The organism is Arthrobacter sp. Z5-13, assembly GCF_056499105.1.
This window is the reverse complement of record NZ_CP096460.1, coordinates 2,188,204-2,204,247: the sequence shown is the minus strand read 5'-3', so window position 1 is coordinate 2,204,247 and position 16,044 is coordinate 2,188,204. Positions and strand designations below refer to the sequence as shown.

Sequence of the window (16,044 nt, the reverse complement as noted above, 5' to 3'; positions counted from 1 at the left end):
GGAGTGGTTCTCCCTAGCGAGTGATCGTGGCCGCCCGGAAATCGTCCAGGACGCTGCCGCTCGCCTGCGAGGTGATGATGCCTGCCTTGCCCGTCTTGCCGGTAAAGAACTGCACGTCGGCTGCCCGGAGCGGCACAGCAGCAACAACCTCTGCGTTCTTGGCGATGGTGACAGTGCCGTTCACATAGCTGGCCGTGAGGACGTCTCCTGCAGCGAAGGGTGCCTGAACGCCGGCGTACGAGTACCAGGCTTTCTCAGCACCGAGGGTGGACAGACGCACCGATTTAGTGGGGGCGTCATAGACCACTGAAACTCCGCCCGAGAAGAACGATTTCCCGGACTGGGCCTTAAGCAGCACACCTTGAACCGACTTCGGTGCCGTGGACTTCAGCGTCAGGGAAGCCGTCTGGTCTGCACCAAACGTGGTGGAGTAGAGGGTCGAGCCCCCAAGGAGCGGGCTGAGGGCCTTGTCCTTGATGATGTAGGACTGTGGCCCGGTCTCGCCGCCCCACGAACGTCCCAATGTCCCGTTCGCCCGGTCAAAGTTGTCCAGCACCGGGGCGTTGACCGTAAAGGAGCGGACGACGTCGGGGGCCGCCAGGAATCGTTGGTTCCCGTCCTGCTTGGCAGTGATGGTGCAGGTTCCGGCTCCGGTCAGGTGAACGGTGTTGCTTTGCAAGGTGCAGGAGCCGGCGGCAGCGAGCGCTACAGGGAGACCGGAAGTTGACGTTGCACTGACTGCGAAGTCAGCGTCCCCGAGGGTCTTGGTTGCAATCGATGCAAAGGAGATCGACTGTGAAGCCGGTGCGGGGACGTCCACTATTCCTTGGGTGGAATTGCCTGCTTTATCGATTGCCCTGAACTCGACAGTTGCCGCTGTCCGTCCTGCGGGAAGGGGACCGGAGTAGGACACCCACTCGGCCGTGCCCGCACGGTATTCAAGGGCAGCAACGCCCGAGTAGGGATCTTCGGCAGTGAGACTGAGCGTCCGATCGTCGTCGAGGGTGGCAGCCGTCCGTGGCGCTGTCCTGTCGATCTTCAGCGCCATTGATGCTTCCACGGACACGTTTCCGGCCGCATCCGTCGCCTTTGCCTTGACAGTGTGCGGGCCATCGGATGCCACCTCGAAGGAGTGCACGTACGGAACCCAGGCGCCGTCGTCGACCGCTACTTCTACGCTGGGAGCAGTCGCAGAGTTATCACTGGCGGTGACGTTCACCATGACAGGACCCACGTACCAGCCCTCAGCACCGTTCGGTGCCGCAGGCTCCGTGGCTATCGTAACGGTCGGTGCAGACGTATCGGCGAATCTTGGCTCCACGCTTTCGAGAGTGGGAACAACCGGATTAATCGTTCCGTCTGCCGCAAAAGTGAGCCGGTCAATGGTGGTTTCGCGGTGCATTCCGTCGCCGCCCGGGATAGCGAAGCGGTGGTACACGATGTACCACTCGTCCGTACCGGGCACCTGCACCACGGAGTTGTGGCCTGTCCCAAGGATGCCGAGTTCTGGCTTCTTCTCGAGGATGACTCCCTTGGATGTCCATGGGCCGTTGATGCTGGTGGCTGTGGCGTAACCTACACGGTAGTTCTCACTCCGTGTGTCGTCGATCGAATAGGTCATGTAGTAGGTGCCGTTGCGCTTGTGCACAAAGGCTCCTTCCCTGAACTGCGCCAACCCGCTGATGGTCTTGATGTTGGCAGCGTTGTAGGAGACCATGTCCGGGTTGAGCGGAACATAGCGCGCAGTACCGTTGCCCCAGAACAGGTAGGACACGCCGTCGTCATCAGTAAACACGGCAGGGTCGATCTGTTGGGCACCTCCGAAGGACGCCTTATTTACCAGCGGGGCGCCGGAGTCAATAAAGGGACCAGTGGGAGAATCAGCGACGGCGACGCCGATGTTCTGACCGGCGCTGAAGTAGAGGTAGTACTTGCCGTTCTTTGTTGCAGCTGACGGCGCCCAGGCACTTGTATGCGTCCAGCTGACGTTCGCGAGATCCAGCACCACGCCTTCGTCTGTCCAGTCGATGAGGTTCTTGGAGGAGAAAACGGAGAACTTTGTGCTGCCCCAGGAAGCGATTCCATCGGTCGTGGGATAGATGTAGTAGGTATCCCCGTAGACCACGATGTTCGGATCAGCCGTGTAGCCGGGCAACACCGGGCTCTTCATTTCCAGCGCTGAGAAGGTCCAGTCCGCCGTCGAACCATCTGGCCCTGTCACCTTGTAGGTGACCGGCTTCCTCAGGTCCACAGTGTCTCCGGAAGCCGGGCTTGAGGCAGCTCCGGGAAAGAGGCTGAACGTGGGTGAGAGCTTGCTCAGATCCGTTCCCGGTTTGACGGGATAGGTGACTTTTTTACTTGTGTTGTCCACGATGGGCGCCACCTTCAGGAGGCTGGCATCCGTCAGGGAAACATCTCCCAGTCCGGTTTTGTCCCCTGAGATGTTCATTACTTCCTCCGCTGACAGCGCCCGGTTGTAGATGGCGAACTCGCGGAGGGAGCCGTTGAGGGTTTTGTCTGCGGTGTAGACGGATTTGCCGAGGTAGTTCGACGTGGTGTTGCCCAGCCCGATGTCCGCGGGGTTCAGTGTGGCGTTTAAGTTCTCCCCGACCTTCTTCCCGTCGAGGTATACGGTGGCGACTGTGCCTTTCAGCGTGTAAACCAGGTGCTTCCATGAATCCCGGGGGAGGGCTGATGTGCTGTTGGCATTTTGTTCCGTCGTCCAGTTGCCGGAAGCGATACCGGTTTTATAGACGGAGTTGCCTGTGGCGAAGAGGTAGCCGTTGCCCACTCCCGCGGCGTCGGTGTTGCCGAATCCGTAGATGAAGTAGGCCCCGCTCTGGGCGGTGCTGACCTTGACGTCGGCTTCCACCGTTACGTCCTGGACACCGAAGAGGATGTTGTCTGGGACATCGACATATCCGCCGGCGCCGTCGAGCTTGAGGGCCCCATCAGGCTGCCAGCTGCCGCCTGCCACGATCTTGCCGTTAAGGCCGTTCCCGGAGGAGTCTGTAACGTCCGTCCCCGAGGTCTGGTCAAAGGAGTAGCGGAGGATCTCGCCCTTTTCATTGGCGGGGACAGGTTTTGGTGTCTGGCGAAGGGCATCCAGCTCAGTTTGGGTTACCGGGAGAACGGTTCCGTGGCGGGGGCTGGCGGGCAGGTCATAGTTGGTGGACAGCTTCCAGCTGGGGGTTTCCAGGCTGGTGCTTTCGAGCGGGATGTACCCGCGTCCTCCGAACTCGTCGAGGAAGAGGTAGAACTTCTCCTCCGTGTTGGATTTGAAGACGGTGGGACCTTCTACAGCTGCCGTTCCTGCGTTCTTGCCGATGCAGGAGCTCTGGAGCGCCCAGTTCCTGGGGTTCGTGGTGGGAAGGTCGACGGCGAGCAGGTTCTTGGACTTCTCCTGCATGATGTCGACGCAGCCCGAAACGCCGCCTTCATCCTTGGTGAAGCGGTAGAACGTGTCCTTGTCCTTGATGACTGTTGAATCAATGACTGATGTGCCGGGGTCGTTCCAGACCTTGGCTTCCGAGAAGGTACGGAAGTCGCGGGTTGTTGAATACATCATCTTGTTCACAACCCCGGCGGTGTGGCCGGGGTCGGATTCTGCATAGATCTTCGAGGCCCAGAACACAACGTAGGCGCCGATGCTTGTGTCGTAGTAGGCCTCCGGAGCCCAGGTGTTGCCGGCCGTGCTCGGGGACACCTTAACGTGCCTTTGTTCGGACCAGTTTTTGAGGTCGTATGACTCCCAGACCTCGAGGTATTGGCTGCCCTGGCGCTGGGAGGAGTCCCAGGAGGTTCCGCTGCCGATGGAGAGGTCTGTGGCGATCATGTAGAACTTGTCGCCTTCGGGGGAGCGGATCACAAAGGGGTCGCGCAGGCCTTTAGTGCCCATGGTGGACGTGAGGATCGGCTTGCCGCCGTTGGTCTCATCCCAGTGGAGGGCATCATTGCCGCGGCTTGCAGCCATGAAGATGTTCTCTCCGGCCAGGCTGTTCCCGGTGAAGTAGGCGAAAGCGTATCCGGCGTAGGGTGCAATGGCTGGCTTTGCCTTTACGTGCGCTGTGAATTCCCTCGTTCCGGTCGCTGTTCCGACTTTCAGGGTGGCTGTCAGGACGACGTCGGTGTCCGCCGCCGGGCGGTTAACCACGCCCGTGGTGTCAATGATCGGGTTTGCGGACTGCCACGTTACAGCGGCTTGTCCGCTGGTTGCCGGCAGCGTGACGTTGCCGCGGACGTCGTCGAGGGCGGGGAGTGACAGGGCAGCGATGGCTGCTGCCAGCTTTTCTTCATCTGACTCGGCAGGAAGCACGGTTGCCGTGAATGTCTTGGTTCCGGTGGCGCCGCCGCGCGTGATCGTTGCAGTAAGGGTCACGTTTGCCGGGCCCTGTGCCGCGTTTGGGCGCGTCACTGCTCCTGTGTTGGCAATGACGGCGGGGTTGCTTGAGGACCACGTCATGGTTGAGCCGTTGACGCCGTTGGCCGGCAGGGAGAGGTTGCCTGTGACTGCCGAGAGGTCCCCGAGAGTAAGCACTGCGACATCCCGTTGCACCCGGAGTGCGTCACTTGGTGCGATTGTTGCCGCGACCTCGCTTGGAGTGAGGGCAGCATCGTAAATCCGGAAATTCCGGACGGACCCGGACAGGAATTTGTCGGCCGAATAGACCGACCGGCCGAGGTAATTTGCCGTCGTTATTCCGTTGCCGATGCTGCCTGGCGTGATGGTGATGCCGGTCTTTTGTCCGACCTGCACGCCGTCGAGGAACAGTGTGGCTGTTCCATTTGCCAGGGTGTAGGTGATTGTCTTCCACACGCCGCGTGCCAAGGGCTGGCTTTGGGAAAGTGTCTGCTCGGTGGACCAGTTGCCGGAGGCGATAGAGGTGCGGTAACTGTCGCCGGTGGTGAACAGGTAGCCGTTGCCTGCATTCGACGTCGTGTTACCGAGGCCGTAGATGAAGTACGGGGTTGCCTGTGTTGGGGCCATCAGAACGTCGGTACTGACGGTAATGGCAGACAGTCCCTGCATGATGTTGTCAGGAAGGCGGACATAGTCATTGACACCGTCCAGCTTGAGGCCTTCGCTTCCCGTCCAGGTGCCGCCATTAATTACCGTGCCGTTGCGTCCCTTACCGGAGGTGTCAACAGCCACGGTCCCGCTGCTTTGATCCAGGTTGTACTGCAGGACGAGCCTTGGGTCCGGCGTGGTCTCAGCCAGCGCCGGGACCAGCGGGGTCAGGGCAAGCGCCGAGGCTACGGCCCCTGCGGCTGCTGTCCTGGTGAGCAAACGTAAGGGTCGCATCGTTGCGCCTACTTTCCGTGGCCCTGATTGAACGGGGCGTTCTCGTGGGTAATTTCGTTGCAGGGGGCGGCCGTGACTGGCCTACTGTTTGTCCGGCTTTGCCAGGGTGTTTTTGTGAGGACGTGGGAAAGTCCGTGCGGCGGCAGTGTAGGTACTGCCGCCGCACGGACGATCAGGTGAGCGGGGCTCAGTACTGACGGGTAGGCAGGGCCTTGGTGGCCTGTTCCTGGGTGAAGGTGGTTTCTTCGGTGACGACGCGCTCGGGGACTGTTTCGCCGGCGAGGACCTTCTTGGCGAGGTCCATGAGCTGGGTGCCCAGCAGCGGGCTGCACTCGACGATGAAGTTGATCTTGCCGGCGCTCAGGGCGGTCATGCCGTCCTTGACGGCGTCGATGGTGATGATCTTGATGTCCTTGCCCGGGACCTTGCCGGCGGCTTCGATGGCTTCGATCGCGCCGAGGCCTTCGTCATCGTTGTGGGCGAAGACGACGTCTATGTCCGGGTTGTTCTTCAGGAACGCTTCCATGACCTGCTTGCCGCCGCTGCGGGTGAAGTCACCGCTCTGGGAAGCGATGATCTTCAGCTTCGGGTCAGCCTTGATGGCCGCTTCGAAGCCTTCCTTGCGGTCGTTGGCCGGGGCGGAACCGGTGGTGCCCTGGATCTCGACGATGTTCACGGTATCGGTGGCGGCCTTGGACTCACCAACGAGCCACTCACCGGCCTTCTTGCCTTCGAGGACGAAGTCCGAACCCAGGAACGTCTTGTACAGGGTCTTATCTGCCGAGTCCACGGCACGGTCGGTGAGGATCACGGGGATCTTCGCGTCCTTGGCTTCCTTCAGGACGGTGTCCCAGCCGGACTCAACCACGGGGGAGAAGGCGATGACGTCGACCTTCTGCTGGATGTAGGACCGGATCGCCTTGATCTGGTTTTCCTGCTTCTGCTGGGCATCGGAGAACTTCAGGTCGATGCCGGCTTCCTTGGCGGATTCCTGAACAGACTTGGTGTTGGCACTGCGCCAGCCGCTTTCCGCGCCGACCTGGGCGAAGCCCATCACGATTTTCTTATCCGCACCGCCGGTGCTGGAAGCGGCCTGGCCGCCACCTCCACAGGCAGTGAGGGCAATAGCTGACGCGGCCATAACGGCGACTAGAGATTTCTTAAACACAACATTCCTCCCGGAAGCGTTAGTTACATGCAGGCGGGAGACCCCAACATCACCGTTGCTGCAAACTGAAGCAGATTCGCTCTGGCGATAAGTGTGAACGCTAACAAAGCCACGCGTCAAGTAATTTAGATCACATTTCGGTGACGTCAAGGCGCCGGGGAGCACTGGGGGAAGCAGCGGGCTTCCGCCCGTCAGGGTCGTTGTAACCTAAACCGTACGGGTGGAAAGAAAGCTGTAGGGGCGTCGAACCACCGGACGCCGCGGTGGGGCGTACTGTTTTGGACCTGGTTCGGGAGTGGACTTTGGGCAAAGATCCTGGATGAGGCCTGTTCCGGCGCATTCACGAACATCTTTGATTGCCGCGGCAGCGTGATGCTTGTCAGCGAACTGTTCGGAGACCGCGAGCACAACTCCATTGGGGGCAACCAGCCTGAACCGCACGTGCGATTCGGCGTCGATGAATACCTCGAATGAACCTGCCATGAATTTGCTCCTTCCAAGGCACCTTTGCCTTCTGAACTGTGGCGGGTGCTTGCCTGCCATCATTCGACGGGAAGGATCAGAGATTTGGTAAAACCCCACCGGTCGATCCACTTCAATGGAACGGCAGGCAGCCCCTCAACGATGTTTCCAGAAGGGGGCGAAGTCCATAAGGGACGAAGGTCCCGAAATAGGCGAAAACAGCAGGATCAGTGTCTCTTGGTTGGTGAGCGGTTTGCCATAACCTTGTGTCATGTTCGGGGATACCATCGGCTGGTCCGAGCGTGACGCTCAGGAAGCAGCAGGACTAGCCGACGCTCATGCAGACAACTGCTCGCACCCGTAATTGATAACAAGGAACACTGTGAACTCATTGAACGATGACCTCTACGACATCGACAAAAGGCCGCCGAACTGGGAGCTTCGCTTCAACATGAGTATCGGCTTGGCCCTCTATGTCGCCGTGAGCGGCGTTGCCCCGTTGTTCATTCTCCAATGGCTTGGAGTGCGTCAATGGGCGCTGATTGGAATTCCACTCCTGGCCACAGTCACGGTGGTTTGGTGGGCCGTGAGGGGACTCAAACGCAGGGGCGTGGAAGCCAAGCGTCTCTATGTGGCCCACGGCGGCAACCCGACCGGCACGAGCGACCTGCTGTTCGGCCAGATGAGATACGACATCTCCCCAGACGGCCGCTGGAAGTGGCCCGAGCGGACCTACAGCAGCGACTGATTACCGATGAGCCACGGAATCGCCCTGTTTCGGGAGTTCTCGCATCCACTTCCATTCCCGTAGGTTGACTGGCAGCCGGACATGTTGATGTGGGACGAGTTGGTGACAAGATTCTCTCGTGACATCTACCGTTGAGGCAGCCATTGAGACGCTTTACGAGGCGCGTATTCCTTTGGGTCCGGGTCTATCTAATGCCGAGATCGCCGACGTTGAGCAGCAATTTGGTATCAAGTTCAGCCCTGATCATGCGGGGCTGCTGAGTCTGGCTACTCCGATGGGCCCTAGATGGGTTGATTGGTTGGGGGAGCCTGACGGTATTCATCAGCGGCTCAACTGGCCCCTGGAGGGAGTCCTGTTTGACGTCGAGCAGAATGCCTTCTGGCCCGACGAATGGGGCAAAAGGCCAATTGAAACAGCTACGGCTTTGCAGGCAGCGCGAGAACATATGCAACTCGTGCCGACGCTGATTCCTATCTACTCGCACCGTTTTATGCCGGGAGCGCCATCGCCGGCAGGAAGTCCGGTTTTTTCTGTCCACCAGACAGACGTGATCTATTACGGCAGTGACCTTGCTACATACTTCGCGGCTGAGTTTTTCCGGGCGCCCGACGCGGGATTACCGACGTATCGTGTCGACTTTTGGTCTGATTTAGCGGAGGGCGGATGGGTCTAGTCTCTGGTCGAGCTGAGCGACGCGACCTGGCGGGAAAGCACATAGGGAGGAGTTCACTCATCTACTTCTACTTAGCTGGCATGGACGGGTATTCATGGGACGGGAGTAGCCTGGTCGCCATCAGCGTTGCCGGTCGGCTGGCGCAAACTCCCTGGCCGGGAGACTCAAGCGCATCAGGAGCGGTGGCAAGCACAAGAGCGACATCGCACGTTCATCCATGGAAGGACTGCCATTGATACAGACAGCAGCAGAGTTCATCCAACTCCGCACCAGCGATGAACCGGCAGACCAGGCACGCGCAAGCCAAGAGGAGGCCAGAGATTGGGTCGGCCGAGACGCGGCCGAGTTCGCTCTGGCGTCTCGTGGGGGCGATGTTGATTCAATGCAACCCACCAGGATCGATCTGCTTTGATATGTAAGGACATTAAGCCTAATCTTTATCTAAAGATTTAGATTGTCAGGCTTGATGAGCCCCTCCGCCGCACATCGACGTACGAAGGAACCATGTATGCAGCTTGGACTTATCACCGATTCGCTTGGATCCCGACCACTCGAACAAGTTCTCGATACTGCGGCGGAACTTGGCATGGAAACCGTGGAAATTGCCACAGGCAACTGGTCCGAATCCCCGCACGCGAACCTCGACGAGCTTGTTTCCAGCGCTTCAGTCCGCGACGTTCTCGCAAGTTCCATAAGCTCTCGTGGGCTCACTTTGAGTGCACTGAACGCGAATGGAAACCAACTCCACCCCGTGACCGGCCCTGCCCACGACAGGGTTGTACGGGACACAATCAAGGTGGCCTCCGAGATGGGAGTGCCCACCGTGGTGTTGATGTCCGGGCTTCCCGGCGCGCGGGGGGAGAAGGCGCCCAACTGGATCACCACGTCATGGCCCCCCGAGACACTTGAGATTCTTGAATATCAGTGGGCCGAGGTAGCAGAGCCGTATTGGATTGAACTTGCGGAATTCGCGCGGGCCCACAACGTCCGACTGGCTGTTGAAATGCATGGCCGTCAACTTGTCTTCAACGTAGCAACCATGAAGCGGCTTCAAAGCATTGTGGGTGACGACGTCGTTGGTGCCAACCTCGACCCGTCTCATCTGATGTGGATGGGCGCGGACATTCTTGCGGTCATTCGTGCGCTGGGATCATCGATTTTCCATGTCCACGCAAAGGACGCCCGCATCGAGAGGCCCAATGCGGCTGTCAACGGCATTCTTGACACGTTACCCCCTGCCCGCACGGCGGACCGGTCCTGGAACTACGTGACCCTCGGCTTGGGTCATCCGGGCGGCGCTGCTTTTTGGGCCGATTTCGTTTACACGCTGCAGTCGGTTGGTTATAACGGCCCGCTGAATATCGAGCACGAGGATGTCATTATGAACTCCGGCGAAGGTGTCCGAAAATCTGCCGAACTCCTGCGTTCCGTGGTGTTGCGGGAGGCCCCGGACTGGGCTCCCGCACGCATCTAACCCTTCCCGCAAATCTGCGAAAACGCCGATTTCCTCAAGGAACTGGAGTTCTCGCATCCACTTCTGCTGCCGTACTTTGACGCCGATAATCTACATTATGTAAAGTAGAGAAGATTCTCGGCGACTGACCCCTCCGTCTTAGCGAAGTTGGAGCACGCTCCAGACGAGTTCGCCGTCGTCGTCCCGTTCGCTGTGGTGACGCGTGAAGCCGAGCTTGTCGAGCACTCGGAAAGATGGCGTGTTCCATGTTCGGACTGTCGACCACAGGCGGGAACGTCCCGTCGCTGCGGCCGCGCCGACAACTGCCACGCCAGCTTCAGTGGCATAGCCATACCCATGGGTTTGTTGAAACAGCTCGTACGCCAATTCGGGTTCGTCCACCGTCGCTCGCCCGATTACGAGGCCGCAATAGCCAAGAACTTGACCATCTCGCTTCCGTTGGACAACCGAAGGGACAATGCCGTGGGAACTTTGGGCCTCAAGGACATTCGCGACAACGTAAGCGTCCGCTTCCTCAGTGGGGGCCTCTCCCCCGCGTTCTCCCACAAGCTGCCGATGCCACAACGTGTCTCCGTCGGTCCAGGGGCGGAGACTTAGGCGTTCTGTCTCCAAGTCCAGCTGCAAGCGTGAAAAGGATCTCATCGACCCATCATGACGACGGCAAAGCATCTCTGTGAAGAAACCCGCCGGGTCCAAAACAATTAGTTAGCTGCCGATATGACCGTCTCGAGGCACAATGGCCCCCTTCTCGCTCTCTCTAATAGAGTCGGGCCATGACCATTCGAAACCGTTCGAAGACCGCAGTAGTAACGGGAGTCGGGAGACGCCGATCAATCGGGGCTGGCCTCGCCGTCGGACTGGCACATGACGGCTGGGATCTCGTCCTCAACCATTGGACGCCCTACGATGTGCGCATTGGGTTGGAGAAAGGCCCCGACGACCCCGAGGCAATCGCGGAAGAGTGCCGTGCGCTTGGAGTCGCCGTCGAGCTCGTTCCCGGGGACCTGAGCGACCCGACTGTGCCGGCGGAACTAATCCAAGCGGCTCAAAGTCTGGGGCCGGTAACTGGTCTTGTCATGTCACACTGCGAGTCCGTAGATAGCTCCATCCTGACGACAACACTCGAGAGCTGGGACCGCCACTTCACAGTCAACGCGCGCGCCACCTGGCTCCTTATCAAGGCGTTCGCCGGGCAATTACCAGAAACCGTGATCGCAGGCGAGGTCGGCGGCCGGATCGTCGCGCTGACGAGCGACCATACCGTCCACAACCTGCCCTACGGCGCCAGCAAGGGAGCACTCGATCGTATCGTCACCGCGGCGGCTGTTGAATTAGCGGACCGAGGAGTTCGGGCGAACGTGGTGAACCCTGGCCCGATCGACACAGGGTGGATGGACGACGCAACGCGTCAATCAGGGATCGGAGCGACGCCAGCCGGGCGCCTGGGCACGGCTGACGACACAGCAGATCTGGTTCGCTTTCTGTTCTCGGAGCAGGGCTCGTGGATAAACGGTCAGATCCTGTACAGCAACGGCGGGTTCAAAGTCGGCTGACCGGCAGCCAGGTCAGCTTCTGAACGATGCCCCGAAAGCAGCCAGGGCGGCATCACCCGCGGGAAGGCCATCACCGCCGGACGGGCTGGCCTCCAAGCCTATGACGCCCGTATAGCCCGCGTCCTTGAGCGCTGCCGCCACTGCGCCGTAGTTGATTTCTCCGGTGCCGGGTTCACAACGCCCTGGAACATCAGCCACCTGAATTTCCCCCGTCCAGGGCAACGCCGCCCGGACGAGTTCGATCAGGTTCCCCTCCCCGATCTGGGCATGGTAGAGATCCAGCATCATTTTCACGTTCGGACGGTTAACGGCCGAGACCAGAGCCAGGGTGTCCTTCGCCCTCGCCAGCGGTATGCCCGGATGGTCAACGAGGGTGTTCAGGTTCTCCAGCGCGAACGTCACACCGTGCTTTTCACCAAGGACGGCAAGCCGTTCGAGCGTTCGCAGGCCGGTCAGCCACATCTGCCCCGTGGAGCGGTGAACCGGGTGAACGGCGAGCCCGCCCTCCCCCAGCTCCGCCGGGTGTACGACCATCCGCTCCACACCGAGTTCCAGGGCGGTGGGGATCAGCTTTTCGGCTGAAAGGAGCACTTCATCAGCGGAATCCGGGTCGATAAGGCTCCCGCCGAAGTAGCCGCTCATGGAAGAGAAACGGGCGCCGGTGGCTGCCATCGCGCTGATGTCCCGTCCCCGCGTATCCCAGAGTTCCACCTCAAAACCCTGTTCGTGAATCCTTGTCACACGTTCGATCAGAGGCAAATGGCCATAGACCATCTCGGCACACACAGCCAATCGGAAGCTCATGCGCTCTCCCCCACTGGATTGCGCTTCGGCTCAGCCGGCCTCAGTTCTGCAATGGTTGCAATGTCCACCGGAATCCCGGATTCAGCGGAACGAAAGGCCGCCAGCGCCACTGCCAGCGCGCTGCGGGCGTCGGTGCCTCCCGGACGGTTGCTGTCCTTCGCCTGGACACCGTCCCGGCGCGCTTTCACCGCCTCAACAAAGTCACTCATTTCCGCAGTGTAGGCGTCGTGGAAAAGATCAACGTTCAGCCGCACGGTCGAAGCGACTATGCCTTCAGAGGTGTAAGTGGTGGCACTGGACTCCTGTGGTCCGCCCGCGGTCACCATGCCTGCCGAACCAAACACCTCGCCACGCACGTCATAACCGTAGAGAGCGTTGAAGTTTGCCTCGGCCACCGCGATCGCTCCGTTGCTGTAGGAAACGGTGACGACGGCGGTGTCCAGGAGACCGCCTGCCTTCGCTTCCGGGGCCACGAGTGCATCGGCGACGGCGTGGACACGGACGGGCACGGCACCGGGATTGAGCCAGTTCAGCGTATCGAAGTCATGGATCAGGGTTTCCAGAAAGATCGTCCCGGGTGCGATTCGCTCCGGATTGGCAATCCCGGCAGCCGTGCCGGGATCCCGGGTCAGGGACCGCATCAGCTGCGGGGTGCCCACAACGCCGTCGTCAATGAGCTTGCGTGCAGCGGCGAAGTCAGCCGCATAGCGGCGGTTGAACCCGAACTGGACGTTGACACCTGCCGTCTGGACTGCATCAATGGCCTCGTCCAATTCGTCAATGGTTCGCCCACCGGGCTTTTCACAGAACACATCCTTGCCTGCGTTGGCGGCGGCTGCGATCAGACCGGCGTGGAAGCGTACCGGCGCGGCAATCAAGATGGCGTCGATCTCCGGATCGTTGATCACATCAGCCGGATCGGTACTGATCTTGCTCACTCCCAGCCTGCCCGCCAAGGCTTCTACCGCGGGAAGATCCGGGTCTGCAATCGCGTCAAGCCGGGCAGCAGGAATCCGGAGGGCAACAGACTCAGCATGGAAGCTGCCGATCCAGCCCGCGCCGATCAAGCCCACCCGGACAGGCCTTGCCTCGCTCACTGGATGCTGAAGGTAACTCATGAAAACTCCTCTTCCGTCACGTCACTAGATCGTTCTAGTTGGTCCATGTTGGCACGCCTCCCCCGTCCTGTCTAGATCGTTCTATACACTGAAGGCGACACCGATGGGGACGAGGAGATTATGAAGGAACAGCAGCGCCGGCCAACCTTGATGGACGTTGCCCACGCAGCGGGCGTCTCGCGGGCCTTGGTCTCCATTGTGATGAGGGGTGCGCCAGGCGCCGCCGAATCCACCAGACAAAAAGTGTTCCAGGCTGCCGGTGAACTCGGTTACAGGCCGGACAGCCGGGCCAGGTTACTCCGCAGCAGCCGCACCAAATTGATCGGTCTCAGCTTCTCCAGTTCCCAGCCCTTCCACGCCGAAATCGTGGACGCCGCCTACGCGCAGGCCAACTCGCGTGGATACGAAATAGCCTTGAGCGCCGTGGCAAACGGACGGACAGAAACCCGGGCCATCGAATCCCTCCTGGATCTCGGATCGGAAGCGTTGATCATGATTTCGCCGACCCTGACCGGGGAAGAACTTGACCGATACTCGGGTCAGGTTCCTGTCGTAAGCCTCCTCCGTAACGACGTGGGTCAGCTTGTGGACTCGGTGAGCAGCGACGATCACGCCGGAATCCGCCTTGGCGTGGAACACCTGACGGGTCTGGGCCACAGCAAAATAGTCCATGTTGACGGCGGTACAGCAGTGTCTGCCCAAGAGCGCAGCGAAGCCTTTCGCAGCGAAATGCGCGCACGTGGGCTGGAGCCGAGAGTCATCCCCGGAGGGCCGGATGAGGAGGACGGCCTGCGGGCGGTGCAGTCCCTGCTGGATAACCCTCCGACGGCTGTTGTGGCCTTCAATGACAGATCGGCCCTGGGCTTGATCGAAGGCTTCCGCGCAAACGGCCTGAAGGTTCCTTCCGATGTGTCTGTTCTCGGTTATGACGACAGCCAGCTGGCCCGGCTCAGCTTTATGCAGTTGTCGTCCGTCAGCCAGGATGCGCAGCTACTCGCCTCCGCCGCCGTCGACCGGGCCGTGGACAGGATAGAAGGGACGCTGGGTCCTGCCCATGTTGTGAGGACTCCTCACCTCGTTGTCCGCAAGACGACTGCCCCTCCTCCGGCCTAGTCGAGCCGCGTCTTCCCGAATTTCCTTTTCATGCAGGAGGAAAAGGCAACGAGACGGGTCAGCAGATTACCCGGAGGTAAATTAAACCTTTCCTGCCGGAGACATCAAGGCATCCCCATGCCGATTCTTCGCTGCCCTGGCAGGCATTTTCCCCCTTGACACCCGCAAGCCGGGTCAGGAGAAAAAGCCGAAACGGATCGGAAATGAAGCACCCCTCGCGCCGAAACAATCCGCTCCTAGATTGACCTCAACGGTTCGAAAGCAGGACCGGGAGGCCAACCGTTGCTTTGAAGCAACGCGGAGTAAGAAGCAGGTAAACAGTGAAGGTTTCAGTATCTAAGCGCGCTTTGCTCTCAATGGCTGCAGCGGCCATGGTTACTGTCCTGGCCGGTTGCGGCAGCCAGATCGGCAGTCCGGCCTCCGCCGGATCCGCCACCAGCAGTGGCAGTTCTTGCGTTGATACCTCCGGCAGCAGCGTCAAGGTGGGCTTCATCAATTCTCTGTCCGGCACTATGGCGATCAGTGAAAGCACGGTATTTGACTCACTCACCCTCGCCGCCGAGGAGATCAACGCGTCAGGCGGTGTTCTTGGAAAAAAGCTCGAAGTAATCAGTGAAGACGGAGCCAGCGAACCCACCAAGTTTGCTGAACGGGCAGGCAAACTTATCCAGCAGGACTGCACCGCGGCGGTGTTCGGCGGGTGGACCTCATCCAGCCGCAAGGCCATGCTTCCCGTCTTCGAGGCCAACGACGCCCTGCTCTTTTACCCGGTTCAATACGAAGGACTTGAAGCGTCCAAAAACATCTTCTACACGGGCGCCACCACCAATCAGCAGATCATCCCGGCTCTGGATTACCTCGCGGAACAGGGCACCAAGTCCATCTTCCTGGTGGGCAGCGACTACGTCTTCCCCAGAACCGCCAACAAGATTATCCAGGCCTATGCTGCAGCCCATGGCATGAAGGTTGTGGGCGAGGAGTACACACCGCTGGGCTCTACCGAATTTTCCACCATCGTCAACAAGGTCCGCGATTCAAAGGCTGACGCCGTTTTCAACACCCTCAATGGAGACAGCAACGTCGCCTTTTTCCGGCAGTACAAGAGCGTGGGACTGAGCGCGGAAACCATGCCGGTGGTTTCTGTTTCCATCGCCGAAGAGGAGGTTCCGGGCGTTGGACTGGGCAACGTGGAAGGCCAGCTCACTGCCTGGGACTATTACCAGACCCTTGATACGCCAGCCAATCAGAAGTTCGTGGCAGCCTTCAAGGCAAAGTTCGGCGAAGCCAGGGTGACCAGCGATCCGATGGAAGCGGCCTACACGTCGCTGTATGTGTGGAAGGCGATGGCCGAGAAGGCCGGCTCGTTTGAGGTGGACAAGATTCAGGCGGCGGCCGACGGCGTCACTTTCGAAGCGCCTGAAGGTCTGGTCACCGTCAATGGAGAAAACAACCACATCACCAAGACCCCCCGCATCGGCAAGATCAATTCCAGTGGGTTGATTGACACCGTGTGGTCCGCGCCCAAAGCCGTGGAACCTGATCCCTTCCTGACCAGCTACGACTGGGCCAAGGATCTGGCCAAGTAGCCCTTTTCTGACCGCACAGTCAACAGAAGAAAGGCCCACTGGA

13 protein-coding genes are annotated in these 16,044 nt (G+C 60.0%); 7 read left to right on the top strand and 6 right to left on the bottom strand.

The annotated features are described in order from the left end of the window. Positions 1-13: 13 nt before the first annotated feature. From M1E02_RS10535 to M1E02_RS10525, 3 genes are all read right to left on the bottom strand, one after another. Positions 14-5,302: a family 43 glycosylhydrolase gene (locus M1E02_RS10535; RefSeq protein WP_479377970.1), complete on the bottom strand. Its 5,289-nt coding sequence runs from the start codon at positions 5,300-5,302 to the stop codon at positions 14-16. A gap of 187 nt (positions 5,303-5,489) precedes the next feature. Then, positions 5,490-6,470 (bottom strand): ABC transporter substrate-binding protein, encoded by a 981-nt coding sequence (locus tag M1E02_RS10530; protein ID WP_479375804.1) that lies wholly within the window; start codon positions 6,468-6,470, stop codon positions 5,490-5,492. A 207-nt stretch (positions 6,471-6,677) separates the two neighbouring features. Then, a complete protein-coding gene (locus tag M1E02_RS10525) occupies positions 6,678-6,953 on the bottom strand; it encodes a YegP family protein (protein WP_479377969.1) in 276 nt (91 codons plus the stop codon). 361 nt (positions 6,954-7,314) lie between these two features. Here M1E02_RS10525 and M1E02_RS10520 point away from each other — a divergent pair, with 361 nt between their 5' ends. The 4 genes from M1E02_RS10520 (at position 7,315) to M1E02_RS10505 (ending at position 9,827) form a co-directional block, all read left to right on the top strand. Continuing rightward, the gene (locus tag M1E02_RS10520; RefSeq protein WP_479377968.1) at positions 7,315-7,680 is read left to right on the top strand and encodes a hypothetical protein; all 366 of its coding nucleotides are present in this window, start codon (positions 7,315-7,317) and stop codon (positions 7,678-7,680) included. A gap of 118 nt (positions 7,681-7,798) precedes the next feature. Beyond that, entirely contained in the window at positions 7,799-8,353 is a 555-nt protein-coding gene (locus tag M1E02_RS10515) for a hypothetical protein (protein ID WP_479377967.1), read from the top strand. Between the two features lie 232 nt (positions 8,354-8,585). Beyond that, the gene (locus M1E02_RS10510; RefSeq protein ID WP_479377966.1) at positions 8,586-8,765 is read left to right on the top strand and encodes a hypothetical protein; all 180 of its coding nucleotides are present in this window, start codon (positions 8,586-8,588) and stop codon (positions 8,763-8,765) included. 96 nt (positions 8,766-8,861) lie between these two features. Next, positions 8,862-9,827, top strand: a complete 966-nt coding sequence (locus tag M1E02_RS10505; RefSeq protein ID WP_479377965.1) for a sugar phosphate isomerase/epimerase family protein — start codon at positions 8,862-8,864, stop codon at positions 9,825-9,827. 138 nt (positions 9,828-9,965) lie between these two features. Here the strand turns inward: M1E02_RS10505 and M1E02_RS10500 are convergent, their stop codons facing one another. Beyond that, positions 9,966-10,469 (bottom strand): GNAT family N-acetyltransferase, encoded by a 504-nt coding sequence (locus M1E02_RS10500; protein ID WP_479377964.1) that lies wholly within the window; start codon positions 10,467-10,469, stop codon positions 9,966-9,968. Positions 10,470-10,600: 131 nt separating this feature from the next. Here M1E02_RS10500 and M1E02_RS10495 point away from each other — a divergent pair, with 131 nt between their 5' ends. Continuing rightward, positions 10,601-11,380 (top strand): SDR family oxidoreductase, encoded by a 780-nt coding sequence (locus tag M1E02_RS10495; RefSeq protein ID WP_479377963.1) that lies wholly within the window; start codon positions 10,601-10,603, stop codon positions 11,378-11,380. A 12-nt stretch (positions 11,381-11,392) separates the two neighbouring features. On the opposite strand, the gene M1E02_RS10490 is transcribed toward M1E02_RS10495, so the two are convergent. Both M1E02_RS10490 and M1E02_RS10485 read right to left on the bottom strand, forming a co-directional pair. Beyond that, a complete protein-coding gene (locus M1E02_RS10490; protein WP_479377962.1) occupies positions 11,393-12,184 on the bottom strand; it encodes a TIM barrel protein in 792 nt (263 codons plus the stop codon). After that, positions 12,181-13,302, bottom strand: coding sequence for a Gfo/Idh/MocA family oxidoreductase (locus tag M1E02_RS10485; protein ID WP_479377961.1), 1,122 nt, complete (start codon positions 13,300-13,302; stop codon positions 12,181-12,183). Before M1E02_RS10485 ends, M1E02_RS10490 begins: the two co-directional genes overlap by 4 nt. A 120-nt stretch (positions 13,303-13,422) precedes the next feature. Here M1E02_RS10485 and M1E02_RS10480 point away from each other — a divergent pair, with 120 nt between their 5' ends. Together M1E02_RS10480 and urtA are read left to right on the top strand one after the other, a co-directional pair. Next, complete coding sequence (locus M1E02_RS10480) at positions 13,423-14,415, top strand: LacI family DNA-binding transcriptional regulator (RefSeq protein ID WP_479377960.1); 993 nt, start codon at positions 13,423-13,425, stop codon at positions 14,413-14,415. A 320-nt stretch (positions 14,416-14,735) separates the two neighbouring features. Further along, entirely contained in the window at positions 14,736-16,001 is a 1,266-nt protein-coding gene (urtA, locus tag M1E02_RS10475) for an urea ABC transporter substrate-binding protein (RefSeq protein ID WP_479377959.1), read from the top strand. The last annotated feature ends 43 nt before the right edge of the window (positions 16,002-16,044 follow it).